The 25,748-nt window shown below is 39.5% G+C and carries 18 protein-coding genes, 1 tRNA gene and 1 pseudogene; 5 read left to right on the plus strand and 15 right to left on the minus strand.

All coding sequences use genetic code 11. The features are described from left to right. Nucleotides 1–126 precede the first annotated feature (126 nt). Together P20495_RS06650 and radA are read right to left on the minus strand one after the other, a co-directional pair. On the minus strand, nucleotides 127–1,059 hold the full coding sequence (locus P20495_RS06650; RefSeq protein ID WP_008137433.1) for a hypothetical protein: 933 nt from the start codon (nucleotides 1,057–1,059) through the stop codon (nucleotides 127–129). 87 nt (nucleotides 1,060–1,146) lie between these two features. Then, nucleotides 1,147–2,532 (minus strand): DNA repair protein RadA, encoded by a 1,386-nt coding sequence (gene radA / locus P20495_RS06645; RefSeq protein WP_008137434.1) that lies wholly within the window; start codon nucleotides 2,530–2,532, stop codon nucleotides 1,147–1,149. 356 nt (nucleotides 2,533–2,888) lie between these two features. Here radA and P20495_RS06640 point away from each other — a divergent pair, with 356 nt between their 5' ends. After that, nucleotides 2,889–5,366 (plus strand): PilZ domain-containing protein, encoded by a 2,478-nt coding sequence (locus P20495_RS06640; protein ID WP_008137436.1) that lies wholly within the window; start codon nucleotides 2,889–2,891, stop codon nucleotides 5,364–5,366. A gap of 19 nt (nucleotides 5,367–5,385) precedes the next feature. On the opposite strand, the gene serB is transcribed toward P20495_RS06640, so the two are convergent. After that, nucleotides 5,386–6,414 (minus strand): phosphoserine phosphatase SerB, encoded by a 1,029-nt coding sequence (serB, locus tag P20495_RS06635; RefSeq protein WP_008137438.1) that lies wholly within the window; start codon nucleotides 6,412–6,414, stop codon nucleotides 5,386–5,388. 148 nt (nucleotides 6,415–6,562) lie between these two features. Between serB and P20495_RS06630 the strand changes: the two genes are divergently transcribed. Next, nucleotides 6,563–7,183: an AhpA/YtjB family protein gene (locus P20495_RS06630; protein WP_008137440.1), complete on the plus strand. Its 621-nt coding sequence runs from the start codon at nucleotides 6,563–6,565 to the stop codon at nucleotides 7,181–7,183. Here the strand turns inward: P20495_RS06630 and P20495_RS06625 are convergent. The 4 genes from P20495_RS06625 to prfC all read right to left on the minus strand — a co-directional run bounded on the left by P20495_RS06625 (nucleotide 7,150) and on the right by prfC (nucleotide 12,244). Then, a complete protein-coding gene (locus P20495_RS06625) occupies nucleotides 7,150–7,917 on the minus strand; it encodes a TatD family hydrolase (protein WP_008137441.1) in 768 nt (255 codons plus the stop codon). The genes P20495_RS06630 and P20495_RS06625 overlap by 34 nt on opposite strands. A 21-nt stretch (nucleotides 7,918–7,938) precedes the next feature. Further along, a complete protein-coding gene (gene pdxH, locus P20495_RS06620) occupies nucleotides 7,939–8,577 on the minus strand; it encodes a pyridoxamine 5'-phosphate oxidase (RefSeq protein WP_008137444.1) in 639 nt (212 codons plus the stop codon). A gap of 275 nt (nucleotides 8,578–8,852) precedes the next feature. Next, on the minus strand, nucleotides 8,853–10,595 hold the full coding sequence (gene argS / locus P20495_RS06615) for an arginine--tRNA ligase (protein ID WP_008137446.1): 1,743 nt from the start codon (nucleotides 10,593–10,595) through the stop codon (nucleotides 8,853–8,855). Between the two features lie 59 nt (nucleotides 10,596–10,654). Then, nucleotides 10,655–12,244, minus strand: a complete 1,590-nt coding sequence (gene prfC / locus P20495_RS06610; RefSeq protein WP_008137448.1) for a peptide chain release factor 3 — start codon at nucleotides 12,242–12,244, stop codon at nucleotides 10,655–10,657. A 559-nt stretch (nucleotides 12,245–12,803) separates the two neighbouring features. On the opposite strand from prfC, the gene P20495_RS06605 reads away from it, so the two are divergent. Further along, nucleotides 12,804–15,470, plus strand: a complete 2,667-nt coding sequence (locus tag P20495_RS06605; protein ID WP_008137449.1) for a hybrid sensor histidine kinase/response regulator — start codon at nucleotides 12,804–12,806, stop codon at nucleotides 15,468–15,470. Between the two features lie 17 nt (nucleotides 15,471–15,487). Here the strand turns inward: P20495_RS06605 and rimI are convergent, their stop codons facing one another. The 4 genes from rimI to P20495_RS06585 all read right to left on the minus strand — a co-directional run bounded on the left by rimI (nucleotide 15,488) and on the right by P20495_RS06585 (nucleotide 18,258). Further along, on the minus strand, nucleotides 15,488–15,955 hold the full coding sequence (rimI, locus tag P20495_RS06600) for a ribosomal protein S18-alanine N-acetyltransferase (RefSeq protein WP_007377815.1): 468 nt from the start codon (nucleotides 15,953–15,955) through the stop codon (nucleotides 15,488–15,490). Then, nucleotides 15,942–16,307 (minus strand): hypothetical protein, encoded by a 366-nt coding sequence (locus P20495_RS06595; protein WP_008137451.1) that lies wholly within the window; start codon nucleotides 16,305–16,307, stop codon nucleotides 15,942–15,944. The genes rimI and P20495_RS06595 overlap by 14 nt, the downstream gene beginning before the upstream one ends. Before the next feature lie 65 nt (nucleotides 16,308–16,372). Further along, nucleotides 16,373–16,449 (minus strand) — tRNA-Trp (locus tag P20495_RS06590). Nucleotides 16,450–16,902: 453 nt separating this feature from the next. Beyond that, the gene (locus P20495_RS06585) at nucleotides 16,903–18,258 is read right to left on the minus strand and encodes an MATE family efflux transporter (protein WP_008137454.1); all 1,356 of its coding nucleotides are present in this window, start codon (nucleotides 18,256–18,258) and stop codon (nucleotides 16,903–16,905) included. Between the two features lie 130 nt (nucleotides 18,259–18,388). Between P20495_RS06585 and P20495_RS06580 the strand changes: the two genes are divergently transcribed. After that, complete coding sequence (locus P20495_RS06580) at nucleotides 18,389–19,273, plus strand: LysR family transcriptional regulator (protein ID WP_008137456.1); 885 nt, start codon at nucleotides 18,389–18,391, stop codon at nucleotides 19,271–19,273. Between the two features lie 168 nt (nucleotides 19,274–19,441). Here the strand turns inward: P20495_RS06580 and guaA are convergent, their stop codons facing one another. Together guaA and guaB are read right to left on the minus strand one after the other, a co-directional pair. Further along, on the minus strand, nucleotides 19,442–21,019 hold the full coding sequence (gene guaA / locus P20495_RS06575) for a glutamine-hydrolyzing GMP synthase (RefSeq protein WP_008137457.1): 1,578 nt from the start codon (nucleotides 21,017–21,019) through the stop codon (nucleotides 19,442–19,444). Nucleotides 21,020–21,289: 270 nt separating this feature from the next. After that, a complete protein-coding gene (gene guaB, locus P20495_RS06570) occupies nucleotides 21,290–22,759 on the minus strand; it encodes an IMP dehydrogenase (protein ID WP_007377818.1) in 1,470 nt (489 codons plus the stop codon). Nucleotides 22,760–22,906: 147 nt separating this feature from the next. Here guaB and xseA point away from each other — a divergent pair. Continuing rightward, nucleotides 22,907–24,240, plus strand: a pseudogene (xseA, locus tag P20495_RS06565) (exodeoxyribonuclease VII large subunit). A gap of 24 nt (nucleotides 24,241–24,264) precedes the next feature. Here the strand turns inward: xseA and P20495_RS06560 are convergent. Next, nucleotides 24,265–24,909 carry a hypothetical protein gene (locus P20495_RS06560; protein ID WP_007377820.1) on the minus strand — a complete coding sequence of 215 codons (645 nt, stop codon included), beginning with the start codon at nucleotides 24,907–24,909 and terminating at the stop codon, nucleotides 24,265–24,267. A gap of 16 nt (nucleotides 24,910–24,925) precedes the next feature. Beyond that, on the minus strand, nucleotides 24,926–25,744 hold the full coding sequence (cysE, locus tag P20495_RS06555) for a serine O-acetyltransferase (protein WP_007377821.1): 819 nt from the start codon (nucleotides 25,742–25,744) through the stop codon (nucleotides 24,926–24,928). Nucleotides 25,745–25,748 lie beyond the last annotated feature (4 nt).

The raw sequence follows: 25,748 nt of genomic DNA on the forward strand, positions 1-25,748 counted from the left end.
ATATTAAATAACACCGTTTAAAATAAAAACCTCAAGGCACAAAAAAGCGCGAGTAAAACTCACGCTTAAATCATTTAAATTGAACTATCAACACCTTTTCGCTTCACTGACAGCTCAACGCGATTATTAATCACCTTTTACTTCTAGATTAATAAACTTAACGAGCTCTTCAGGTTGCCCTACTAGCATCATAATGTGTTGATTAACTTCCATCATGGTTTTACCTTCAGGTAATTTTGCAGATACGCTAAATGAATTCAAACCTTTAGCAAAGCTAGTTAAAGCCTCAGCTATGTCTTGCGTTACGGGAGCTTGTTGTAACTGCTGCTGTAGCATAAGTTCCATTTTCTCTAACGTCATGCCTTGCTTTTCAAGCTCACTTGATAATAAATCTTTTAGCTTACCTTGATTATTTAAGGCAAAACTAACATTGCGCGGCTCCAGTTTGCTCATTGCTTGCATAACAAGTGTTTGCTGCTGTAACTCTTGCTCGTAAGTCAGAGGTTGATTACCGGCTTCTTGTTGCGCCTTACTAATAGCCAATGACGCATCCATTAATGCTTTTGAATTAGCTAAGCCCATATCCATATTAAAACTAACAATATCTTTTGCATCTAATTTAACAACCACATCACTGTTGCCCGACTGTTCATCGTAATCAAGCGATGAGTGTAAGTCATAGCTTGCCGATGCTAACATTTCGTTCGTATCTGCTGGTAATTTTGCGGCAAAGTCTTTATCAAACTGGAAGCTTTTTACATCAAACGATGTATGAGGCGAAATATTATCCGGATCGTAACCCGTTATTTCAATACTTTGAATCTTAGCAACATTGTCACCCTCAGGGCTTATTACTTCCATATTTGTTATTTCTACGCTTTTTGAAATAACACTTGCTGATAAACCAGCATATTTAAATATAGCGCCCGTTTGCTCACTTACTAAAGCAAGTTGCTTATCTACTTCTGCACGCACTTCTTGTGTTGCTACGTAATTTGCATAACTTACACCACCAACACCTGCTGCAACAATAGCCGCAACTATAACTAATTTTTTCATGTTATCTCCTTATTTAATTCTTAATATAAAATGCTCTTAACTCAAGAGTAACACTGATGAACATTACCGGTTAAGCGTTTTTGCTGGCTAGTTAATTAAACTAAGTAACTCATGCACTGTTTTTACTGGGGTAATTTTAGCACCCAACCCTTCCATGGATTTATGATAATTACGAAATGGAATAAATATTTCAGTAAAACCATGTTGTGCTGCTTCTTTAACGCGCGGTACACCACTATCAATTGGACGTACATCGCCGTTCAAGCTAAGTTCCCCCATAATACACGTGGTACGAGGTACAACAAATTCATTTAAACTACTAAGTAATGCGGTAACTAACGCCAAATCAATACAGGTTTCTGATTCATCAATTCTTAAACCACCTACTATATTGAAAAACGTATCGTGAAATATTTTAGTTTTAGTGTGCTTGCGCAATATACCGGTCAGCATTTTTATACGATTCATATTTAAACCAACGCAAACACGCTGCGGAAATTCCGCCTCAGTTTCGGTGGTTAAACATTGAATTTCGAGTAATAAATTACGATTTCCTTTACGAATACAAGTAATTGTAGACCCAGGTGAATCGGTGGTTGAACCCGATAAAAATATTTCGCTTGGGTTATCAACACTTAACATACCGCGTTCGCACATTTTAAAAATGCCCACAGTATCAATATCACCAAAGCGATTTTTATTGGCTCGCAAAGTACGAATTTGCCCATCGTTGGTGTCAATATGTAAAAGCGCATCCACTATATGCACCAAGGTCTGCGGGCCAGCTATTTCGTTATTCTTATTTACATGAGCAATAATGAACATGGTTACATCATTTTGCTTACAATATTGAGTCAATGCTTGTGCGGCACTCTTTACTTGCGAAGGCGAGCCTGGGCTACCATTAGCGGTATCGGTTACAACAGCTTGAATAGAGTCGATTACAGCAAACTTAATTTTATTCTTCTCAAGCTCATCAATAATTGTTTCAACGCTTGTTTCTGAAAGTAAATAAAGTTCATCAGGGTTGTAGTTTAACTTTAAACGGTTAACCCTGTTTTTAAACTGTGATAAAGACTCCTCTGCCGTACAGTAAAGTGATGGCATACGCTGTGACATCCTAGCCACTAAATCAGACAGCAATGTAGTTTTACCAGCGCCAGGGTCGCCAGAGATTATATTAACCGACCCAGTTGTGACACCACCGCTTAATACACGATCGAGTTCGCCGATTTCAGTTAGCTGTTTTTCAGCCTCTGTTGTAGTAATGTCATTAATTTTTTTAGAGCCGCCACCAATACCACCAGCATAACCGCCTACACTTGCTCGCACTGCCGCTTTTTTACTGTGCCCTGCTGAAGGTTTAAATTCTGCTAATGTGTTCCATGCACCGCAGCGGCATTGACCTTGCCAACGTTGGTAGTTCATGCCACATTCAGTACAAACAAACTCTACTTTTGCCGCTTTTGCCATTAATAACCTTACCTACTATTCTTTAATTTTTAAAATGCTTACTATTAAATGATTATCTTGCCATTCCACGCTTTTTCTCAGCAACGATTTTTACCTGTGAAAAACCTAGCATCACAATCATTAAATACAATTCTGTTTTTATTCCCTGTAATTTAGGGCATACTTTTTGCTTTGAAATAATTTAAAGTAACTTGCCAACAAAATGGCATTTAACACATAATAACAAGAGCTAAACTGTAGTTACTCAAATAACCGTACCTATATTAATAACATAGAATGGTTTAACGTTTATTTTTTCTAATAAATAGACTCAACAGTATACCTACTTTTTCAATTAGACGGTGATGGTTTTATAAATGGCTGATGACATAATGCTCAAACACGAAGACCTCGTGAATGAGCTAAAACAATATTTAGGTAACACCAAGTTTGACATGATTTTCAAATCAAAAACGGCAGAGCTTACAAAGCCTGAACAATTTTTGATGAAAATGGAGATGTCACGCTTATCTCAGCCTGTTGCCCGATTTGTTGATTTACGCGGTTTAGTTACCGGACATGTAAAGCCCTATGAACACAATGGCAAACAGCATTTTATGGATGATACTGCCATTGAGGTTTTTGAAAAAGCTTTAGAACAACATGGTGAGTACACGTTAGCCGTTTACGAAGCAGTAATGAATACTGAGAATAATCATCGTGTGTTACAAAAAAAGGCTATAGAAAAGGCTGAATTACCAGAACTAAATGACTCGTTAGATACCGATGTCATTAAATTTGCCTCTTATGAGAGTCGCCGTGAAGAGCGGATGAACTACTCAATAAAAGTCACTATTGCCTACGATGACAAGAAAAACATTGCGGCAAGTACCTCTGACATTTCTCTTAGTGGCTGTAAAGTAAAGCTCGTTACCCGCCATATTTTAAAGAAAGGTCAACTCATCGCAATGCGTTTAGTCGGGCTTGAGCAAGACTTTGAGCTAGGCTTAAAAAACGGTATTCAATACGAAGTAGTGGCTGTGGAAAATATATCTCGTGAATACAACCACATTCGTTTAAAGCGTACTTATGTAGAAAATAATGAAGCATTTGATCGCTTTTTAAAGAGCTTTATTCATGGCAATAAACGCCGTTATAAAGTCAACCTTGATAACACTCTTGATGCTGTCGTTTCAAAAGGCTATGAGCAATATTACATTCCGCGAGTAACTTCTTTATATGTATTTTTAAGCAAAAAAGATGATCACTATTACCCAAGCTTGAGCTTAACAACAGAAAATAATATTTTTATTCAGCGCTATTTTACTGACGAAAGAGCAATCCCTTGCTTGTACAATGTACTCAATCACCAGCGTATAACCCAATTGCTAACGCAAACAACGGCCGTTAAAGAAGATTATCTATATACTTTTACGCATGTATCCTCAGGTAAAATTTACTATTATTCTGCAACACGTAGTGAACTTGAAAAAACGCCTGAGTTGAGCAGTTTATTTTTAAGTTTTGGCAGTCAAAAAGAAAGTTGGCAATGTTTTAAACTTCAAATCATGCCTACTCACCCAGACGATTCGTACATTCCACTTTCTTTACCCAATAGTGCTGGTGAAAACATTGAAAAGCTTAATAAGCCGCCTTCGCCTCGCGTTGAAGGGCTAGTAAAAGATGTAAAGTACATTGTTGTTTTAACAAGTATTGGTAATGCTGTAGAACAAGAGCAGTATAAAAAATTAAATTATGATAAAGCACTTGTTAATCAGCTTAAACATTTTGGTCATGCTAAACATCAAACACCACCTTATTTAGATATTGTTGCACTTGAATATGTAAATTTACGTTCGCATAAGCGCTATCTATATAAAACAGCAGCAAAAGTAACCTTAGGTGACATTACCTTTAGTGGCTACACGCGTGACTTTTCTGTAATGGGCTTACAACTTGAGTGCGAGCAACCCATCACCTTTAAAAAAGGTGACATTATTTTATTATCATTTCCTGACTTGCAAAAAATAACTAAAAAGCACCAACTTAGTGAATTAAAATATGAAGTAATGGCAATTGGTAAATCGTTTACTACCATTAACTTAAAAGCAAGTCGGGTATCTGACTTCCCTCATGCTGGCGTTACCTTTTTCACTCAGTTAATTGAAAACAACAAAGACAAACTTAAAGTATCTGAAGAAGCACCTAAAGTAGAAGGCTTATCTACCGCGCTTAGAAACATGGTTACAAAAAGCGTATGTCAATTTCCATTATACTTACATAAAGAAGCTGCTCATTTTAAAACGGGAGCCATTGGTTTTGGTTTATACGCTAGCCCGTTACATGTGATTTTACAAAACTTTGGGCTGCTGAGTAATAAAACAGACTTATCTAGTATATTGACCGATGAGCAAATAATTAATGTAATTTCGCCGCATATTAAAGATAGAAGCCGCCAAGATCCTCCTCTGGCATTTACAATCGCTATTAATTTTGATCCCCGCAAAGGAGATATCAAAGAGGCTATTACAAGCCAATGTGTTCTAGGTGAAGACTACAGCGGCTTTGAGAAACAAATTAGCCAAGGTATTAAATCGGATCTAATTTTTGTGATGCGTTTATATTTATCACGTACGGGACGTCCTGATACCGATTACTTATCTAACGAATTAAAATATGTAAGCCAATACGCTATGCATAAAGCAAAAGATTTGGAAAAAGCATTATGGTCTGTAGCAGGCGTAGGTGACGTAGTAGATATTACTGAAGAAGCGCTTAGCCACCTAGACCTCAATCAACAACAAATTGAGCAAATGGGACGTCGTAAACTTATTTGGTTAAACCGCTTACGTTAACCGGTTTAACCTAATCTATTTAAAAAGTAGGCTCTTCTCCCAACGGAATAGCCAACATATATAAAAGCTGTAGTAATGATCCTTGGCAAATAGCAGCTTGTGCCTGCTCAACTACCTTAGGTTTACCATGTACGGCAACACCTAGACCCGCTTTAGCCATCATGACTAAATCATTTGCACCATCACCGATAGCAACCGTTTGTATTTTTTCAAGTCCTAGCTTTTGCTGAAGCATCTCTAAAACAACCGCTTTTTGCTGTGCATCTACAATTGTACCCAGTACTTTACCCGTTAGTTTATCGCCTTCAAATTCAAGTACATTAGCGTGAACTTCATCTAAATGAATAAGCGCTTGTACACGTTCTGCAAACGGTACAAAACCACCAGATGCGATAGCTAAGTACCAGTTATGTTGTTTTAAAATTTGGCAAAGTACTTTAATACCTGGCATGAGTGGTAATGTATTTTTAAGCTCCTCAATTAAGCTTTTTTCAATACCAGCCAGTTTAGCGACACGTTGATTTAAGCTTTCGCTAAAGTCGAGTTTACCTGCCATCGCGAGTGCTGTAACCGACGCTACTTCGTCATACACATTAGCCAAACGCGCTATTTCATCAATACATTCAATGGTAATCGCCGTTGAGTCCATATCCATAACCAACAAACCAGGCTCATAAAGGTTAGGAGGTGTGGCTACTTGCACTAACTGGAAATCAAGCGTACTTGAAAACGTTTGAAGCTCTAACGGGTTTATAGCTTGCTCTGCATTTTGCGTATAAAAGCACAGTGCGGGGGCTAGCCCTAAATCAGGTTGGTACTGACATATAGCTGTAACTATTTGGTTATGCTTAGCTAAAAAATCAATAATGCTAGTCACATGGCTTGTGTTAAAGTCACCTGCAAATGCGATACTAAATAATCCCAGCTGTTTATTTGGAACATTATTAAGCGGTAAAAAAATACAATCCTGATAACTAAACCATTGATTTAAAGTTAACATTGATAATGATTGCTCAGTATTAAACTGTGCCATGCTCGTTTGCGCCATGAGATCTCCGTATTTATTTTTATTTTCCTGATATAAACTAATTGATGTAGGTATTATTAGCGCTAAATTCGCCATCAGGTGAGGTTTAAGGTTATAGTGCTAGTTGTAACATCAAATCAAAATCCTGTCAGCAGCATATACGGTGACTATGAAAAATAACCATCTTAAAAATCCTATATCGGCTTCTCAAAGAAAGCGGCTTGTGCGCCTGTTACTTGCGGCTGCCTGTTTTGTGTTGCTAAGTTGGGTTGCTGTTAGTAGCAGTTTCCAAAGCCACCAACTGCTTTATGATAGTGCCGATAGCACTGCAAAAAGTTTGACTAAGTTTATGGCTTTGAATGTAAAAACACCTTTAATCGAAAAAAACAAACCACAGCTAAATACAATTTGTAACGATATAAGCAAAGATGAATTTGTACTTTCGGCAACTATTTACGATCAACAAGGTATTTTAATAGCCAGTAGCGATAACTGGCAATCGCATCATATTTTTGGCCAACTTCCTGATTCAACACCAGGTATTAGCAAATTAAAAACCCCCTTTGTAGAGCCTGTGATAAGTGATGATGATCGTCCACTTGGGTTTGTGTCAGTTACGTATTTAACACGAGCAGCAATTGCCGACAGTCATAATCATTTTCATGATTTAGGTCGCCAAGTACTTTTAATGCTAGTGATTGCCTGCATTTTCACGTGGCAATTAGGGCGAGGCTTAAAACGTTGGCAGGTTAATCGCTACATGCAAAAAACATCTGAGCAAGAATCATAAAGTAGCTTAGCAAGCGTCTCTCTCTTACTGTGTGGCTTTAAATCACACAATGCATTAAATACATCGGGTATATGCAATGGCGTGTTAACTTCACCTTGATAGCCGCTTAAAGGCATTGAGGGAGAATCTGTTTCTAGCACTAAATTTTCTGGCTCGATAGCAGCAATAACGGCGCGTGTTTTTACTGCGCGCTCATAGGTAATAACACCACCTACTCCTAGCTTAAAGCCCTGTTTGATATAGTACTGCGCTTGTTGGATTGAACCTGAAAATGCATGAATCACTCCCCCATTTTTTGGCTTACAACGTTTAAACGATTGCGCAATTAAATCATGGCTTTGCCTATGATGCACAATGAGCGGCAAGTTAAGCTCGTTTGATAGCTCTATTTGCTGTTCAAATAAATAAGTTTGTTTGGATAGGTTTTCAATACTTCTATCAAGCCCACACTCACCAATGGCCACCAGCTGATGCGTATTTGTAGTTGCAAACTCAAATAATGCTTCTATGTGCGATTCTTTATGTTGCTCTAAAAAATAAGGGTGTAGCCCTGCCGCTATTTTTATACTTGGATAGGTTGCTTTGAGCTCTATGAGGGCATGCGATTGAGCAAGGGTAATGCCTGGCACAATAAACTGATTAACTCCCTTTGCTACACACTCTCTTATGAGAGATTCACGATTTGAATCAAACTCACTAAAATCGAGATGGCAATGAGAGTCAATAAATTGCACAGTTACTTACTCATCTATTTATTAAGGATTTAAGCGCGTAATTTGCCAGCTATTATCTGCTTGGCGCTGATATATAAAGCGGTCATGCAAACGATGCGCTCCACCTTGCCAAAACTCAATTTTAGTGGGCACTACACAATATCCGCCCCAAAAATCGGGAAGTGGAATTTCACCTTTAGCAAACTTGTTTTTCATATTGGCAAAGGTTTCCATTAGTACTTTACGTGATGACACCGGACGACTTTGCGCTGATGCCCACGCGGCTAATTGGCTTTCTTTAGGACGAGATAAAAAGTACTTTGCCACAGCAGAAGTTGGTAATGGTTTAGCCTCGCCATAAACAATAACTTGGCGCTCCATGTGATGCCACGGAAAATGCAAGGAAATTTTGTTATTACCTTTAAGCTCTTGCGCTTTACGCGAACCTGTATTGGTAAAAAACACAAAGCCGTTATCATCCAAATGCTTTAAAAGCACTATGCGCTGTGAAGGTTGACCGGTTTCATCAACAGTTGCTACAACCATCGCTGTTGGATCAGGTAATTGGCTTGCTACTGCATGCTTAAGCCATGTTTCAAACTGCTTAAACGGATCATCTTGCAAGTTATCTTCGCTTAACGCGTCTTGCAGGTATTCACGGCGGATATCTTCGAGTTTCATAACAAATCCTTTAAATAAAGCCTTAGAAAAGAGCTTAGAGTAGCGAGCTTAAAACATTAGATGTTGAGCAGTAACAAATATTAAGATTCAGGTGTATCGTTGGGTTTCGTTTCACTCAACCCAACCTACAACGTAAACTACACAACTCAGATATCTGCAAGTGTAGGAGTGCTAGCAAGGCGGTAAAACTATTTATGCCAAGGAGCATACGGTTTGTATGTGACTTAGGCTAAATAGTTTTACCAACGCAGCTAAAGCGAACTACACGCAGCAGATTACATTTGCTCCATGACTTCAATGCCTAGCAAATCTAATCCCGTTTCTAATGTTCTTGAAACCAAATTACACAACACTAAACGGCTATCGCGCACGCTTGGCTCTACGCCTTCTTTAAGTACTGGGCAGGCTTCGTAAAATGTCATGTATAAGCTTGCTAACTCATATAAGTAACCACATAGTACGTGCGGTGTTGCTTCGTTGATCATTAAATCAAGGACTTCTTCAAGCTGTAGTAGCTTAAGTGCTAGTGCTTTTTCTTGAGGCTCAACAATTGCAACATCTGAATTTAATGTAGTTGCATCAACGCCTGATTTACGGAAAATACTGCGTATACGTGTATAAGCATATTGTAAGTAAGGAGCGGTTGCACCTTCAAAGCTTAGCATGCTGTCCCAGTTAAAAATGTAATCGCTGGTGCGATGCTTAGAAAGATCGGCGTATTTAACTGCACCAATACCTACTTTACGGGCAATCTCGCTGCGATCGTTATCACTTAAATCAGACTCACGTTCAGCTAGTTTTGCGGCTGCACGGTTAATTGACTCTTCTAATAAATCAGCAAGTTTTACTGTGCCGCCAGTACGTGTTTTAAATGGTTTGTTATCGGCGCCCATCATGGTGCCAAACGGGCAAAACTCGTAGCTTGTTTCGTCTCGTAATAAACCAGCTTTACGCGCTGTTAGCTCTACTTGGTTAAAGTGTAGATTTTGACGTGCATCTACAAAAATTAAGATGCGATCAGCACCTAATTTATTTGAACGGTAGTCACATGCAGCTAAATCTGTTGTTGCATATAAAAAACCACCGCCAGATTTTTGTACGATAAACGCTGATGGCTCGCCATCTTTGTTGGCAAGCTCATCTAAAAATACCACTTGCGCGCCTTGCGACTCAACGGCAATATTTTTATCTTTAAGTAGGCTAATAATATCGTTAAGCTCTGCGTTATATGCGCTTTCAGCCATAATATCGGCTTGAGTAAGCGTTACATTTAAGCGCTTGTATACTTCTTCAGAGTGTTTAACTGAGGTGGCTATAAATAGTTTCCAAAGCTTTTCACAGTGCGTATCGCCGCCTTGTAGTTTAACAACATAGTCACGTGCTTTATCTGCAAAGCCTTCTTCATCGTCAAAACGTTTTTTAGCATCGCGATAAAAGGTTTCTAAATCAGCAAGTGCTACAGAATCTAAATCAACACCTTGGCTAATTTGATCTTCTAAATGCGCGATTAACATACCAAATTGCGTGCCCCAATCACCCATGTGATTTTGACGTACAACCGTATCGCCTCTAAATTCAAGCGCACGCACAATTGAGTCACCAATAATGGTTGAACGTAAATGGCCTACGTGCATTTCTTTAGCTAGGTTTGGTGATGAGTAATCAACAACCACTTTTTGTGGATTAGCATGCTCATTTACAGCAAGCTTTGCATCACTGTTAGCGGCTTGTACGCTTTGCGCTAAAAACTCAGGCTTTAAATGAATATTAATAAAACCTGGGCCTGCAATTTCAGTCTTTTGAGCAATATCGCTTACATCAAGGTTATCTATAATTTTTTGCGCAAGCTCACGTGGGTTGCTTTTCATTTTTTTAGCCGCGCCCATTGCTGCATTAATTTGGTAATCACCAAATTGTGGACGCGTGCTTTGCGTTACTGCCGGGTTTGTATCTTCAGGTAAGCCTGCACCAACCATAGCTGCAACGGCTTTTTCGATTAAAATAGTACGAATATTCATATTTTTTACCTTTGTAAGCCCGCCAAAGCAGACTTTCAGTTAACTGTAGTCAGTCGATTCTAGTTTTCGCGTGTATGGCTAAACGTTACTTCAGGGTAGCGCTCTACCGATAAGTTAAGATTTACACGGCTAGGCGCAATGTAAGTTAAGTTATCACCGCCATCGAGTGCTAAATTACTTTCGCACTTGCGCTTAAAGTCTTCAAACTTTTTCACATCATCGCTACTTACCCAACGCGCTGTATTTACGTTTACACCTTCGTAAATAGCATCTACGTTATATTCGGCTTTTAAGCGCGCTACAACTACATCAAACTGAAGTACACCTACCGCGCCCACAATTAAATCGTTGTTTATAAGCGGTCTAAATACTTGCACAGCACCTTCTTCAGAAAGCTGCACTAAGCCTTTTAATAATTGCTTTTGCTTAAGCGGATCGCGAAGACGAATACGGCGGAATAATTCAGGCGCAAAGTTAGGGATACCACTAAATTTAAGTTTTTCGCCTTGCGTGAATGTATCACCAATTTGAATAGTTCCGTGGTTATGCAAACCAATAATGTCGCCGGCGTAAGCGTCAGCTGCGCGCTCGCGGTCGCCCGCCATAAAGGTTACCGCATCAGAAATGCTCACTTGCTTGCCAATTCGCACGTGATTCATTTTCATGCCTTGGCTGTACTTACCCGATACAATACGCATAAATGCAATACGGTCACGGTGCTTTGGATCCATGTTGGCCTGAATTTTAAATACAAAACCAGTAAAGTTTTCTTCAGTTGCAACAATAAGTCTGTCTTCGGTTTCGCGTGGTAATGGCGTTGGCGCCCATTTAGTTAAACCATCTAACACGTGGTCAACACCAAAGTTACCAAGTGCTGTACCGTAATAAACTGGCGAAAGTTCACCGGCTAAAAACCGATCTAAATCAAATTCGTTTGATGCGCCAATAACAAGCTCAAGCTCATCGCGTAATTGCGCAGCTAAATCTTCACCAATGGCAATATCAAGCTCTGGGTTATCAAGACCTTTAATGGTACGAACTTCTTGAATCTTATGACCCTGACCTGTTTTGTATAAAACAGCTTCGTCATTATGAATGTGGTAAACACCTTTGAACTCTTTACCACAGCCAATTGGCCAAGTGATGGGGGCACAAGCAATATTTAGCTCTGTTTCAACTTCGTCCAGCACTTCCATTGGGTCGCGAATATCACGATCACATTTGTTCATAAAGGTAACAATAGGTGTGGTACGCAGGCGTGTAACTTCCATTAACTTGCGGGTACGGTCTTCTACACCTTTTGCTGCATCAATAACCATTAAACACGAATCTACCGCTGTTAATGTGCGGTAAGTATCTTCAGAGAAGTCTTCGTGCCCTGGAGTATCAAGTAAGTTAACAAGTGCGTTGTTATATGGAAACTGCATTACAGAGGTAGTAACAGATATACCACGCTCTTTTTCCATTTCCATCCAGTCAGACTTAGCATGCTGGTTAGAACCACGGCCTTTTACAGTACCAGCTCGTTGAATAGCTTGTCCGAATAACAATACTTTTTCGGTGATGGTTGTTTTACCAGCATCTGGGTGAGAGATGATAGCAAAGGTTCGTCGTTTATTAATTTCGCTAAGGAGATTTTGATCTGCCATTAAAAAGTTCTTTTAGTTTGTATACGGATATTATCCACTTTAAGTATGCTGAGCTTTCAAGGCTTAAATAATAACAATTGCATTAAATTAGTGATCTATTATAGCGATAAGTAAATAGTGTAATAACAAGGCGAAAATTATCACATAGAGTTGTTCTCTATGAATAATTTTTTAACCTAGTTAGTGAGTTATTCAATACGCTAGAATGATCATGTTTTTAATAAAATTGGTATAAAGCAACCTCGAAAGCTCAACACACCATCAGAAAAGCCCTAAATTGGCTCTTCACATGCGATCCGTTATGTTAATCGTAATTGAAGACTATTTTCGCTGATCTTGGCCTTATAAACAATCAATGGTTAGTTATTAACTGATCTTTTTATTAAAGGCTGTTGAGTTCTAAAATAAAATGCAAAGCTCGCCTCCCCATCCCCTTATTATTTTACGTAAGTTTCTTTGGTTGGTTACAGAAATTAGCCATCAAGACACCTACAGGCTTGTGTAATATAGCGGTTACGCATATTATTGATAAATTGCATGGAGGATAAGTAGTTTGGTCATGAAAACCAGTAAGTTAAGCATTCGATTATTATGGTATATAACGCCGCTTGTTATATTGCCTCTATTATTTTTAGGGGGCTTCACGCTCACGAATGTAACTAACTCCACTCAAAAACAAGCCGATCTAATAATGAGTCGTTTTGTTGAGCAACAACAACAAAAAGTATTTAACTATATAGACTCTTTTCACTCAACTACAAAGCTGCTCTCGACTTCTCCTGTACTGAGTGACTTTTTAGCAAATGATGTACGAGCTAATGGCAGTTATACACGCCAACTAGGTGCCTTAATGGATGTATTTGCCAGTTATAGCGAAGCCTACCCAGATATAGTCAGTATTAATTTAGTCTCTGCAAGCGGAAAAAGCGACGCTTATTATTCAAACAATCTGACTACAGCCCCTAAAAGCTATCCCTTTTTAAATAAAGTACTGCAAAGTAATTTAAGCCAGCAACAGTTCATGGATCAAAAATCAGACGGAACAACCAGTTTGTATTTTATTCAGCGAATTTATAGTGTTGACTACTATTTAAAACGCCCTCAACAGTTAGGCTTTATCGTTGTCCATGTTGAGCCTTCAATACTCAATACCAGTATTTTAGAGGCGCCTTATAACAATACACTTAATTTACTACTCACCAAAGATGGTAAAATTTTATTTAGTTCCGATTACAGTATGCGCGGCCAATACATTAGCGAATACGAACTAAACCGAATACATGATTTAGCTGATATTGGCACCTTGTCGACTATCGAACTATCAAGTATAGATAAAATAGAGCGCATGATTTTTGCGGTGCAAATGAGTGGCGGTTATTATTATGTTTCTACTATTCCTAAAGCTGTACTTTATCAATCTGGTAAGGCTATTAGTTTAATAACAGGCTTAATTGTTCTTATTTCGGTGATCACCCTGCCTATATTAATTTTTGTGGTTGTGCGTAACTTACTACTCAACCCTATCGAGTTATTAGGTGCAGCAAGCCACCGCGTTGGGGATGGTGATTTATCGGTGAATTTACCTGCGCATACAAATGATGAAGTAGGCATTTTATTTAACGATTTTAATCACATGGTTAACCAGATAAGACACTACCAACAACAGCTGGAAGATTATAAACATCACTTAGAAGATAAAGTAGAAAGCCGTACCAAAGCACTTGAAGCAATGAACAGCCAACTAGAGCTGGCGATTGCTCAAGCTGAACAAGCGAATCAACTTAAAAGTCGTTTTTTAGCAAATATGAGTCACGAAATACGTACACCGCTCACTGCTATTATGGGCTTTACAGAACAATTACTACACAACGATAAAATAGCGAACGATAAACAGCACCTCAGTACTATTTTACGAAATTCAAAACACTTGCTAGAACTAATCAATAACATTTTGGACTTATCTAAAATTGAGGCCGAAAAGCTTGCAGTAGATCAAGCGCCTATCAATGTAGTACAGCTCGTACATGATATTGAATCTATTATTGAACCCTTAGCAAAAGAGAAACAGCTTACTTTAAATATAAACTATGAATTACCACTGCCTCGTACCATATACAGTGATATTACGCGTTTAAAACAAATATTAATTAACGTTGCGAATAATGCAGTTAAATTTACAGAGCAAGGCAGCGTTTCTATTTGCGTACACTTTCATCAAAAAAGAAAAATGCTTGAATTTGTTGTCACAGACACCGGCATCGGAATGTCTGAAAATCAAATAAAGCGTGTATTTAAACCATTTGAGCAAGCTGATGCAACGACTACCCGTCGATTTGGCGGTACAGGGCTTGGTTTATGTATTTCCAAAAACTTGGCGCAACTACTCGGTGGTGACGTAGTACTAAAAAGTGAAATAGGTAAAGGAAGTAAGTTTTCTATTAGCGTGTCGTGTCATTTAACAGGCAGAAAACCCGCACTACAATTACTTACAGATAAAAGTCAATTAACGCCAGAAAGAGATCCACTACTATCGTTTGCAACCAACCACTTTGATGCCAATATTTTAGTGGCTGAAGACAACCCTGATAATCAATTACTAATAAAACTGCTTCTGCAAACGTGGGGCCTAGAACCCGATATAGCAAGTAATGGCGCACAAGCAGTAGAAATGGCGCTAGTTAACGACTATCAGTTAATTATTATGGATATGCAAATGCCAGTTATGGGCGGGTTAGAAGCAACTAGAATGCTACGCCACGCTGCGTACGACGGCCCTATCATCGCATTAACCGCAAACGTAATGAACCATGATATTGGCACTTATTTAGAGGCTGGTTGTGATAAAGCACTTGGTAAGCCGATTGATAAAGACGCATTAGAAAACGTACTCGTGAGTTATTTACACCTTGAAAAAGATAACCAAAATAAATGGGATAACTTATTAAAAAGTGAAAAATTCCAACAAATTGCAGACAACTACTTAGCTAATTTGCCGACTTACTTAGATGAAGTAAAAACATATCAACGTTCTGATGACTGGGAAGCACTACGAAATGTTGCCCACAGTATTAAAGGAAGTGCTGGGTGCTTTAACTTTGACGATATTTATCACAGCGCAGGCGCACTCGAAGATTCATTAAAAAGTGATAACAAAATAGTTCGCGATGATCTTATAGCCGACTTAATTACCGCTATTGAAAACTCTATAAATAATAAGCAAGTATAAACAACACATGCTCGCTGTTATTGGAAACCTAAACTTAATGCCATCCCCATTAAAATGGCATCTTCAAAGCCATTTTTAGCTGGGTTGTCGCTTGGGTAGTAGTTTTTACGCACTGACATTTCTATAAAGCCAGCGTACTCATACAGCGCAATTGCTCGCGTGTTAGATTCGCGTACCTCTAAAAATAAGTTTTCAGCGTTTTGTTGCTCACCGTATTCAATAAACTGAGCTAACAACTGCTTAGCAATGCCCTTGCCTTGATAACTTGGTGTTACGCAAATATCCATAAGCGTAAAATCAGGACCTGCTTTTTCACCAATATAAAAACCAACCATAGTCTCATTTTCAAACGCGGCTACATTAAAATAGCGCCCACCTAAACACGAACTCATTGTATTTAACGTCCACGGATGGCTATGGCATGCTGTTTCTATTGCCATTAATTGAGGTATTGCGGTTTCGTCTACTGGTTTAAAGTTTATCAAGGTGTTCACTCATTAAAGCCCATAAAGCGCGCTTATCGGCCGTGCTGAGCTGTGGTGTTGTAAGTACTAGCTGATCGTCATTTAATTGCATCTCAGCGCTTTGTACAACGCTGTTAATAGCAATTGGTAATGCTGCACGTTTAATATCTGCAAATAATTGTTCACAAAGCACTATAGGCTCAAGTACATTGTTTTTTGATGCAGTATCAGGAGCATGACTACTTGCCGCAACACTATCTATTAAAAGATTATCTGCAGGAAGGCTATCCGCTGGAAATTTATCGGCTGGTTTAAAGTGTTTATTTAATTCGAGGTTTTCAATACCAAAAACAGCTGCGTACCGTGAATGCATAACGACTCGATGAAATTAGTAAGTAAGGTAATATAAGAATTAATAAATACGATGTAAAGAAGAAATGGCAGGGGCGGAGAGACTCGAACTCCCAACCATCGGTTTTGGAGACCGCTGTTCTACCAATTGGAACTACGCCCCTGCAATGACGACGAATTATAGAGAAGTTTCGCCAAAGGTAAAGAGAAAAATCACACTTTTAGTTTAACTGCTTTTTAAATAAACAAAACGGCGAATTAGCATGCTAATCCGCCGTTTTTATAGTCACTTACCTAAACTAGGATAAGCCTTTATATATATCCATGCTCAGCATTTTTACTTTTATGCTACTCGTCGACGTTTTAGCTCAGCTTTGGCCCAGACTGAGGGTTCGACCATATAACAACGAAGCCCATGCTTCTCTTCAGTAGTAAGCGCGGTTAAGTTCAATTCTGTTCACTTTTCATACTCAATTTATTATCCACTTTTAAAGCGTATCAAGTCATAGTAAGTGGTGCATATTTTTGTTGTTAAAACTCATAACTCGCTTTTGCCCCAAAGTTATTTAACGCTCGTCGATATGACAATATCCTTACTATTTTTTTCTTATTATTTCTTAAGCGAAACTTTGTTGTTTATGCATGTACATGAAACCTTTCAGGTTGCTTAATAGCATCGGTAGTACGATCAATGCGAAGGCAATGTTAGATAAAGGGACGGCTAACCAAACACCATCGATACCTAGATATTTAGGCAAGATGAATAGGAAAGGAAACTGTATCAACATATTGCCGACGGAAACAAACAAGGCTTGTCCGCTTTTACCAACGGCGACGAAGTAGATGGACGCCATGAATAAGAAGCCATCTAAAAATAATGCCATTAAGTGTAAACGAATACCGTTTTTGCTTGCTTCAAATAATCCATCATTACCTGTGGTAAATATGCTAATAAAAACTTCTGGAAAAGCGTTAAACAGTATTACCAAAGCTATACCGGACCCAACGGTAACAGAAAAAGCCAGTATTACGGTTTCGCTAATGCGTTTGTATTGCTTGGCGCCTAAGTAGTAACTCACTGGTGGCTGCAACCCGCTCACTAAGCCTTCAGCGAAGAAGTAGTAACAGCTAGCTAAGTAGCCAACAATCGCGAAAGCGGCTAACTGCGTATTGCCTCCGTAGGCCATAAATTGCATGTTATGGAACGTCATGACGAAGCTGAAGTAGATAAACATAATTAAGTTTGACGACCCTAATTGCACGATACGAATTGCGATGAGCTTATCAAGTTGTTTAAACGATAGTTTGGTTTTAGCTTTTGACGACATAAAGTAACGTAAACACAATATACAAGTGGCTAATTGAGCAATTAAGGTAGCAATAGCAGCGCCTTTTAGTCCCATATCAAGATGGCCTAAGAAAACATAGTCCAAGACAGTATTAGTCAAGGCACCAACAATAATGAAGACCGTCGCAAAGTTTGGACTATCGTCGTTTCGAACTAACATCGGCATAGCACTGGCACCAACCGAAATAAGCGCCCCGAACGACATGATCTGCACATACCCCCAACTCTTCTCTAAGGTTACGCCGCTCGCACCTTGAATATTGAGCAGACTCGGACCAAAAACGATAAACACAACTGTGGCCAATAAGCCGATCAAAATAATCAAGAAAAGCGCTGTGATGAGTGTTGCTTGAGTGGCTACGAGGTTATTCTCGCCACGATATTTAGACAATACGCTGCCGCCTCCCATACCAACAAGCAAACCAAAGCCCATGATTAAACCAAGCAATGGAATTGCCATGTTGATACCTGCAAGTCCGTTTGCACCAACATAGTGACCAACGAAGAAACCATCAATGATCTGATATAGACCACTGACTAACATAGCGACGATGGAAGGAATGGCAAAACGCCAAAACATGCCTGCGACTGATTGTGACGGTTGAACTTGTTGGGCAGCTTGCACTTAAATATCCAGAAGGTAATAATGCAGGCATAATATATTTATTTGAGATATAAGAAAGTTAGTTACCATCCGCTTAAAGGATGGATTGAAAAGGTTAACTAGCCGCTAAATGGCCGTTTAGGAGATAGGAATGAATTGGACATTGGATCAATTACTGGCTTTTGTTACCGCCGCCGAGCAGGGTTCTTTTTCTGCAGCGGCAAGGCAATTACAAAAGGCACAATCGCGAATTAGTAGCGCCATAGCCAATTTAGAATTGGATTTAGGGTTTGAGTTATTTGATCGCAGCTCTAAATTCCCCGTATTAACGCCTCTGGGTAAAGAGATGCTTCCCGAAGCGCGAGCTGTGCTTAACCAATGCCTTCGATTAGATTCAAGAGCACTTACAGCTGCAAACAAAGAGCCAATTTCGTTACGAATAGCCCTCGATGAAGCCTTGCCACTGGAAACCATCCACTCTATTTTTTCTCAAGTAGGCGATTTGTTTCCTAATACTCATTTGGTTATTACCAATGGCTCACAAGACGACATTACCAATGCGATTGTTAATCAAAATGCTGACATTGGTTTTATGATTAGCAACAGTGCTTTGCCAACCAAATTATCCTTACATTCTCTAGGGTATTTTAGAAAAATCCTGATTGTCGGTAAAAAGCACGTTCTCGCTAAAGAAGATGTATTGACTCTTGCGCAACTACAACAATATCGTCAGTTCGTACTCTGCAACCGCTCAGGAGAAAACCGTGAAAATGCCCTAAGCCCTGATCATTGGGATTTAGACAGTTATTATTTGATTTGTGAATTGGTAACGCAGAATCAAGGCTGGGCCATCGTGCCTGAGCATATCGCCAAGGCGCATTGGTTTTTTGAACAAATAAAAATAGCTCAAGCCGACTTCTTAACGGAACAATTAATTGAAATAGGCATAGTAAAACGACTCGATAGCCCAAACAATAAATTAACAGATTGGATTACTGAGCAAATGCGCCACTTAATGAACAACCACGCTATATAATATCTTCATGCGCAATCGAAAGGCTCTGACATTACATTTTGAATTATAGAAAAAAGTGTCTCAGCATTTATTCAGTGATGTTCCGAATAAAAACAAAAAAAGTCCGCAATTACACGGACTTAATTAAGATTTAATGCTTATTAATGCCAGATATTTCAGGCCTAAAAATTATTCCCATTCGATAGTTGCAGGTGGTTTACCTGAAATATCGTAAACAACACGAGAAATACCATCAATTTCGTTAATGATACGGTTTGAAACCACACCTAAGAACTCATACGGTAAATGTGACCAGCGCGCTGTCATAAAGTCGATTGTTTCCACACAACGAAGTGATACAACCCAATCGTACTTACGTGCATCGCCCATAACCCCTACCGATTTAACCGGTAAGAATACAGTAAACGCTTGGCTTACTTTATGGTAAAGCTCTGCTTTGTGTAGCTCTTCGATGAAAATCGCATCGGCGCGGCGTAATAAATCACAGTATTCTTTTTTGATTTCGCCAAGTACACGCACACCTAAACCTGGTCCAGGGAAAGGATGACGGTAAAGCATGTCGTACGGTAAACCTAGTTCTAGGCCAATTTTACGTACTTCATCTTTGAATAATTCACGTAATGGCTCAACAAGGCCCATTTTCATGTCATCTGGTAATCCGCCCACATTGTGGTGAGATTTAATAACATGCGCTTTGCCTGTAGCAGATGCCGCTGATTCAATTACATCTGGGTAAATTGTACCTTGCGCTAACCATTTTGCATTTTTAAGCTTTTTGGCTTGCTCATCAAACACATTAATAAACGTGTGACCAATGGCTTTACGTTTATCTTCTGGGTCTGATTTACCCGCTAGATCATTTAAAAACTGCTCTTCAGCTTCAACTTTAACAATGTTTAAGCCAAATTTATTACCAAACATGTCCATTACTTGTTGGCCTTCGTTTAAACGAAGTAACCCATTATCAACAAATACACATGTTAGCCTTTCGCCAATTGCACGGTGAATAAGCATAGCCACAACCGATGAATCAACACCACCAGAGAGGCCTAAAATAACTTCGTCATCGCCAACTGTTTCTTTAATACGCTCGATAGCATCATCGATAATTTTTGCAGCAGTCCACAATTTTTCACAGCCACAAATATCAATAGCAAAACGCTCTAATAAGCGCTGACCTTGATGCGTATGTGTTACTTCTGGGTGAAACTGTACACCGTAAAAACGTTTTTCTTCGTTAGACATTGCAGCATGTGGACAAGTAGATGTTTTAGCTGTTGTTGCAAAACCAGCTGGAATATCCATTACTTTGTCGCCATGGCTCATCCATACGTCGAGTATGCCGTTGCCGCCATCGGTAATGCTGTCTTCAATTGCATCAAATAATGCACAGCTGCCTACTTTTTCTACTTGTGCGTAACCAAACTCTTTTTTATCAGAGCTGTGGACACTTCCGCCAAGTTGAGCTGCCATTGTTTGCATACCGTAGCAAATACCTAGCACAGGCACGCCTGCATTAAATACATACTCAGGAGCGCGCGGGCTGTTTTCAAGTGTTGTTGATTCTGGGCCACCAGAAAGAATGATACCTTGTGGGTTAAACTCGCGGATTTGCTCTTCAGTCACATCCCATGCCCACAGTTCACAGTAAACACCAATTTCGCGTATACGGCGCGCGATTAGTTGAGTGTATTGTGAACCAAAGTCTAAAATGAGAATTCGTGAATCGTGAATATCTTTGCTCATGGAGTATCTCGTAAAGTAGATGCTAATGCTAAATGCCGCTTTGAATACCAATTTTATTAAACATTACTAATTCTTGCAGGCTAAATAACTCTCTAACCACGTTAAAAACTTCTTATTTAGAAGAAACTAAAAGTCGAAGTTTTTGCCTCGTTATTGAGCCATTTATCTGTCGCAATAATTGACCACTTTATTAATGCAATTGGTATTTATATAAACGACTAAAAAGAGGGCTTGCAAAGCAAGCCCAGTATATTAAATTAATTACGCTGCTTAACCTAAGCGGTAATTTGGTGCTTCTTTAGTGATTTGCACATCATGAACGTGCGACTCACCCATACCTGCTGAAGTAACACGTACAAATTGTGGTTTTGTATTTAGCTCTTCAATTGTTGCACAACCCGTTAAGCCCATAGCGCTTCGTAGGCCGCCCACTTGCTGATGAATAATTGTTGCAATAGGGCCTTTGTAAGCTACGCGACCTTCAATACCTTCAGGTACTAACTTGTCTGCTTCGTTTGATTTTTGGAAGTAACGATCTGATGAACCTTCTTTTTGATCCATCGCGCCCAATGAGCCCATACCACGGTAAGATTTGTAATAACGGCCTTGGTACAATTCAACTTCACCTGGTGCTTCTTCAGTACCAGCAAGAAGAGAACCCACCATTACACACGATGCACCAGCAACAAGTGCTTTAACAATATCACCAGAAAAACGAATGCCACCATCAGCAATAACAGGAATGTCGCGACCTTTTAAGCCTTCAACAGCATCTGAAATAGCGGTAATTTGTGGAACGCCACAACCGGTAACAATACGTGTAGTACAGATAGAACCTGGGCCGATACCTACTTTAACTGCATCCGCTCCCGCATCAGCTAGTGCAATCGCACCTTCAGCTGTTGCAATGTTACCTGCAATAATTTGTAAGTCTGGGTACTCTTTACGCGTTTTAGTAACACGGTCAATAACGCCTTGAGAGTGACCATGCGATGTATCGATAAGTAAAACATCAATACCCGCTTCAACTAATGCAGCAATACGCTCATCAGTACCCGCGCCAACACTTACAGCAGCACCTACACGTAAACGACCTTGGTCGTCTTTACATGCGTCAGGTTTGTCTTGGGCTTTTTGATAATCTTTTACTGTGATCATGCCTTTGAGTTTAAATTCATCATCAACAACAAGGATTTTTTCAATGCGGTGTTCGTGCATTAAGCCTAAAATTTCTTCGCGTGCTGCGCCTTCTTTAACGGTAACAAGCTTTTCTTTTTTAGTCATAACGGTAGAAACAGGCTGTTCAAGCTTAGTTTCAAAACGCATATCACGGCTAGTAACAATGCCTACAAGTACATTATTGCTGTCGGTAACCGGAAAGCCTGAAAAACCTTTTTCGTGCGAAAGCTCAACTGCATCAGCAATTGTTAAATCGGCAGTAACCGTTACAGGGTAAGAAACAATACCTGCTTCGTAGGTTTTAACTTTACGTACGTTTTTCGCTTGTTCTTCGATAGTCATGTTTTTATGAATAAAACCAAGACCACCCTCTTGCGCAAGGGCAATAGCTAAACGAGCTTCTGTAACAGTATCCATAGATGCTGAAATAAGCGGCAAGTTAAGTTTGATACCACGCGTTAAGCGAGTTGAAATGTTTGCCGTGTGTGGCAAAACAGTAGAATGACCAGGTACTAAAAGTACGTCATCAAAGGTAAGAGCTTCTTTAGCGATTCTAAGCATTTTGGCAACTTCTCACATGTGGAACTACGATAAGGAATTGCGGCCAAATTTTAACAGCGTTGTTGGCATGAGTAAATAATATTTCGTAAATATTTATGATAAACTTACCTTATAACTTGCCTCATAAATAGTTTTAGGTTGTTTTTTATGTTTTCGAAGCCTTCGCAGACGGTTTACACCGTGTCACGCCTTAATAGAGAAATTCGCACATTACTTGAGCAAGGCTTTGCCTCATTAGTATTAACAGGCGAAATTTCTAATTTCATTACCCCTGCATCCGGTCATTGGTATTTTTCGCTAAAAGACGATAAAGCACAAATTAAAGCCGCAATGTGGCGCGGCAACAACCGCAACCAAAGCTACCGCCCTGCAAATGGCGCGCAAGTTACAGTAAAAGCGCGTGTATCACTTTATGAACCTCGCGGTGACTACCAGCTTATTGTTGAGCATATGGAACCGGCCGGCGAAGGTCAGCTAAAACAAGAATTCGATGCACTTAAAATGCGTTTGGCCGCCGAAGGATTATTTAGCTCTGCTCACAAGCAGCCATTACCGCAAAATATTAATCGTATTGGTGTTATTACCTCAGCAACCGGCGCTGCTATAAAAGATATTTTAACGGTACTTAAACGCCGTGCGCCGCAATTAGAAGTCATTATTTACCCTGCGATGGTGCAAGGCAAAGAAGCACACCTACATTTAATTAATCAAATTGAATTAGCTAATGCTCGTGATGAAGTAGACGTACTTATTTTAGGACGAGGCGGCGGATCACTTGAAGATTTATGGTGTTTTAATCACGAACAGCTCGCCCGCGCTATTTTCAAAAGTGAATTACCCATAGTAAGTGCGGTAGGCCACGAAATAGATACCACTATTAGCGACTATGTTGCCGATGTTCGTGCAGCAACCCCATCAGCGGCAGCTGAGCTTGTAAGCCCAAATACGCAAGAATTACACAACAAAGTAACACAATTAGTTAATCGTTTATCTAACGCGTTTAAGCACGGCATTGCCGACAAGCGCGCATTAGCAACGCAGTTACAACACCGCCTTAATTTATGTCATCCACGCAATCAGCTTAATCAAAAAACGCAACGTTTGGATGAGCTAAGCATTGCACTGCAACAAGCTATGCGTAATCGCTTATACCAGCAAGAACGCACACTTAATAACTTAACGCCGCGTTTAATGCGCCAATCGCCTGACAAAAAACTCGCTACAGCAAACCATATACTCACGCAATTACACGCAAGACTAAACCAAGCTATACAGCATCAATTGCAGCAAGCAAATAACAACTTGGCACTACAGGCAAGTAAATTAGATTCGGTAAGTCCGCTAAATGTTTTAGCACGCGGTTACAGCATTACAAAAAATGAAAAAATAAAGTGGTTAAGTCAGTAAGTGATGTGAAAGCCGGTGATGCACTTATTACCGAACTTGTTGATGGTGTTATACATTCTAAAGTAGTGAGCTAGCACGCTTAACTAAAATAGGAGCACTTACTCTTTGGTGCTCACTATAAATTCTATTCGCTCGTCGTTTGAGCTTGATGAGGTGATTTTAAACTGTTGCCACCAAGGTGTCGTTGCCAACTTATCATTAAGTTCACGCCACTGTGCATGGCCTTGTTCATTATTCTTATCGGCTAGTAATTCAAATTTACAGATAGTTTGTTTACAAGTTAAATAGCTTAGCTGCGCCGTATTACTTAAATCACTGATGATTAAAAAGTCAGTAAGTGCCGTTTCTATTTCGAAGCTCCACTGCGTATTTTCACTTTCACTATCAAATTTTTCATCAAGCTGCTTAGCAAAATCAGTGCCTTCTAAGCGAGTTCGCTTTAACTGCTGCTGAGCAACTTTCAGCTGTTTTGTAGCTACTGACAATTCGTTATTTAGCGCACTTATTTTCGTAATGTACTCTTTTTCCAGCGGTTGTTGAAGTGCTTTAGTTGTAGTGTTTATAGGTGATTTTTGAACTGATTTATTACCGCTTACTTCAATAATAACATCTTGGCTAGCATGTATAAATTGAGCCGTTTTATCGTTAAACGGTTCATACAAATGCAAAAAGTAACCACTTGTTAATCCTACCCCCACAAAAAAGCTGAGTATCATTGCAAATAAGTTACTTTTATATGGCATTTATTTTCGCCTACTTTTATAGCATTGCACTTGTATGTGAAGCATTTTCAGGCTCAGGATTTGCTAAAAAGTTTTGGTTCATACTTTGCGCCGGACACTCACAATCCGGTCGACCAATAATTTTAGCGGGTACGCCAACAGCGGTTGTGTGTGCTGGAACATTGCTAAGTACAACAGAGCCTGCACCAATTCGTGCGCCCTCGCCCACTTCAATATTACCAAGTACTTTAGCACCAGCGCCTATTAACACACCGGCTCTAATTTTAGGATGACGATCCCCCTGCTCATTACCCGTACCGCCAAGCGTTACAGATTGCAAAATTGATACGTTATCTTCTATTACCGCTGTTTCACCAATAACAATACCGGTTGCATGGTCAAACATAATACCTTTACCCACTTTACATGCTGGGTGAATATCAACCCCAAACACTTCAGATGTTCGGCTTTGTACAAAGCGCGCTAACTCTTTACGGTTTTGTTGCCATAAGCAATTTGCTAAACGGTGCGCTTGAATAGCATGAAAACCCTTTAAGTTTAATATCACCGTAAGGTAAGTTTCGGCTGCGGGATCTCTGTCTTTTACCGCTTTAATATCCTCAGCTACATAAGTAAGCATACGATCGCACTTTACAAATGCTTGATCGAACAACTCACGAATAGTAAACGCAGATACCACCGCGTCCGCCAATTTATTAGCAACAATAAAGCTCAATGCTGAACCCAAACACTCATGATTCAAAATACATGAATACACATGACTCGCTAAAAGAGGTTCACGGGTTACGACTTCATTTGCTTCACTACGAAGCTGTTGCCAAATTTCATGACGCATAATA

This window comes from Pseudoalteromonas sp. BSi20495 (assembly GCF_000241185.1).
Lineage (GTDB): Bacteria > Pseudomonadota > Gammaproteobacteria > Enterobacterales > Alteromonadaceae > Pseudoalteromonas > Pseudoalteromonas fuliginea.

Excerpts from the sequence above, each read along its gene's own strand:
- P20495_RS06650 (WP_008137433.1), bottom strand. The coding sequence starts at position 1,059 with ATGAAAAAATTAGTTATAGTTGCGGCTATTGTTGCAGCAGGTGTTGGT.
- radA (WP_008137434.1), bottom strand. The coding sequence starts at position 2,532 with ATGGCAAAAGCGGCAAAAGTAGAGTTTGTTTGTACTGAATGTGGCATG.
- P20495_RS06640 (WP_008137436.1), top strand. The coding sequence starts at position 2,889 with ATGGCTGATGACATAATGCTCAAACACGAAGACCTCGTGAATGAGCTA.
- serB (WP_008137438.1), bottom strand. The coding sequence starts at position 6,414 with ATGGCGCAAACGAGCATGGCACAGTTTAATACTGAGCAATCATTATCA.
- P20495_RS06630 (WP_008137440.1), top strand. The coding sequence starts at position 6,563 with ATGAAAAATAACCATCTTAAAAATCCTATATCGGCTTCTCAAAGAAAG.
- pdxH (WP_008137444.1), bottom strand. The coding sequence starts at position 8,577 with ATGAAACTCGAAGATATCCGCCGTGAATACCTGCAAGACGCGTTAAGC.
- argS (WP_008137446.1), bottom strand. The coding sequence starts at position 10,595 with ATGAATATTCGTACTATTTTAATCGAAAAAGCCGTTGCAGCTATGGTT.
- prfC (WP_008137448.1), bottom strand. The coding sequence starts at position 12,244 with ATGGCAGATCAAAATCTCCTTAGCGAAATTAATAAACGACGAACCTTT.
- P20495_RS06605 (WP_008137449.1), top strand. The coding sequence starts at position 12,804 with ATGAAAACCAGTAAGTTAAGCATTCGATTATTATGGTATATAACGCCG.
- P20495_RS06595 (WP_008137451.1), bottom strand. The coding sequence starts at position 16,307 with ATGCATTCACGGTACGCAGCTGTTTTTGGTATTGAAAACCTCGAATTA.
- P20495_RS06580 (WP_008137456.1), top strand. The coding sequence starts at position 18,389 with ATGAATTGGACATTGGATCAATTACTGGCTTTTGTTACCGCCGCCGAG.
- guaA (WP_008137457.1), bottom strand. The coding sequence starts at position 21,019 with ATGAGCAAAGATATTCACGATTCACGAATTCTCATTTTAGACTTTGGT.
- guaB (WP_007377818.1), bottom strand. The coding sequence starts at position 22,759 with ATGCTTAGAATCGCTAAAGAAGCTCTTACCTTTGATGACGTACTTTTA.
- P20495_RS06560 (WP_007377820.1), bottom strand. The coding sequence starts at position 24,909 with ATGCCATATAAAAGTAACTTATTTGCAATGATACTCAGCTTTTTTGTG.
- cysE (WP_007377821.1), bottom strand. The coding sequence starts at position 25,744 with ATGCGTCATGAAATTTGGCAACAGCTTCGTAGTGAAGCAAATGAAGTC.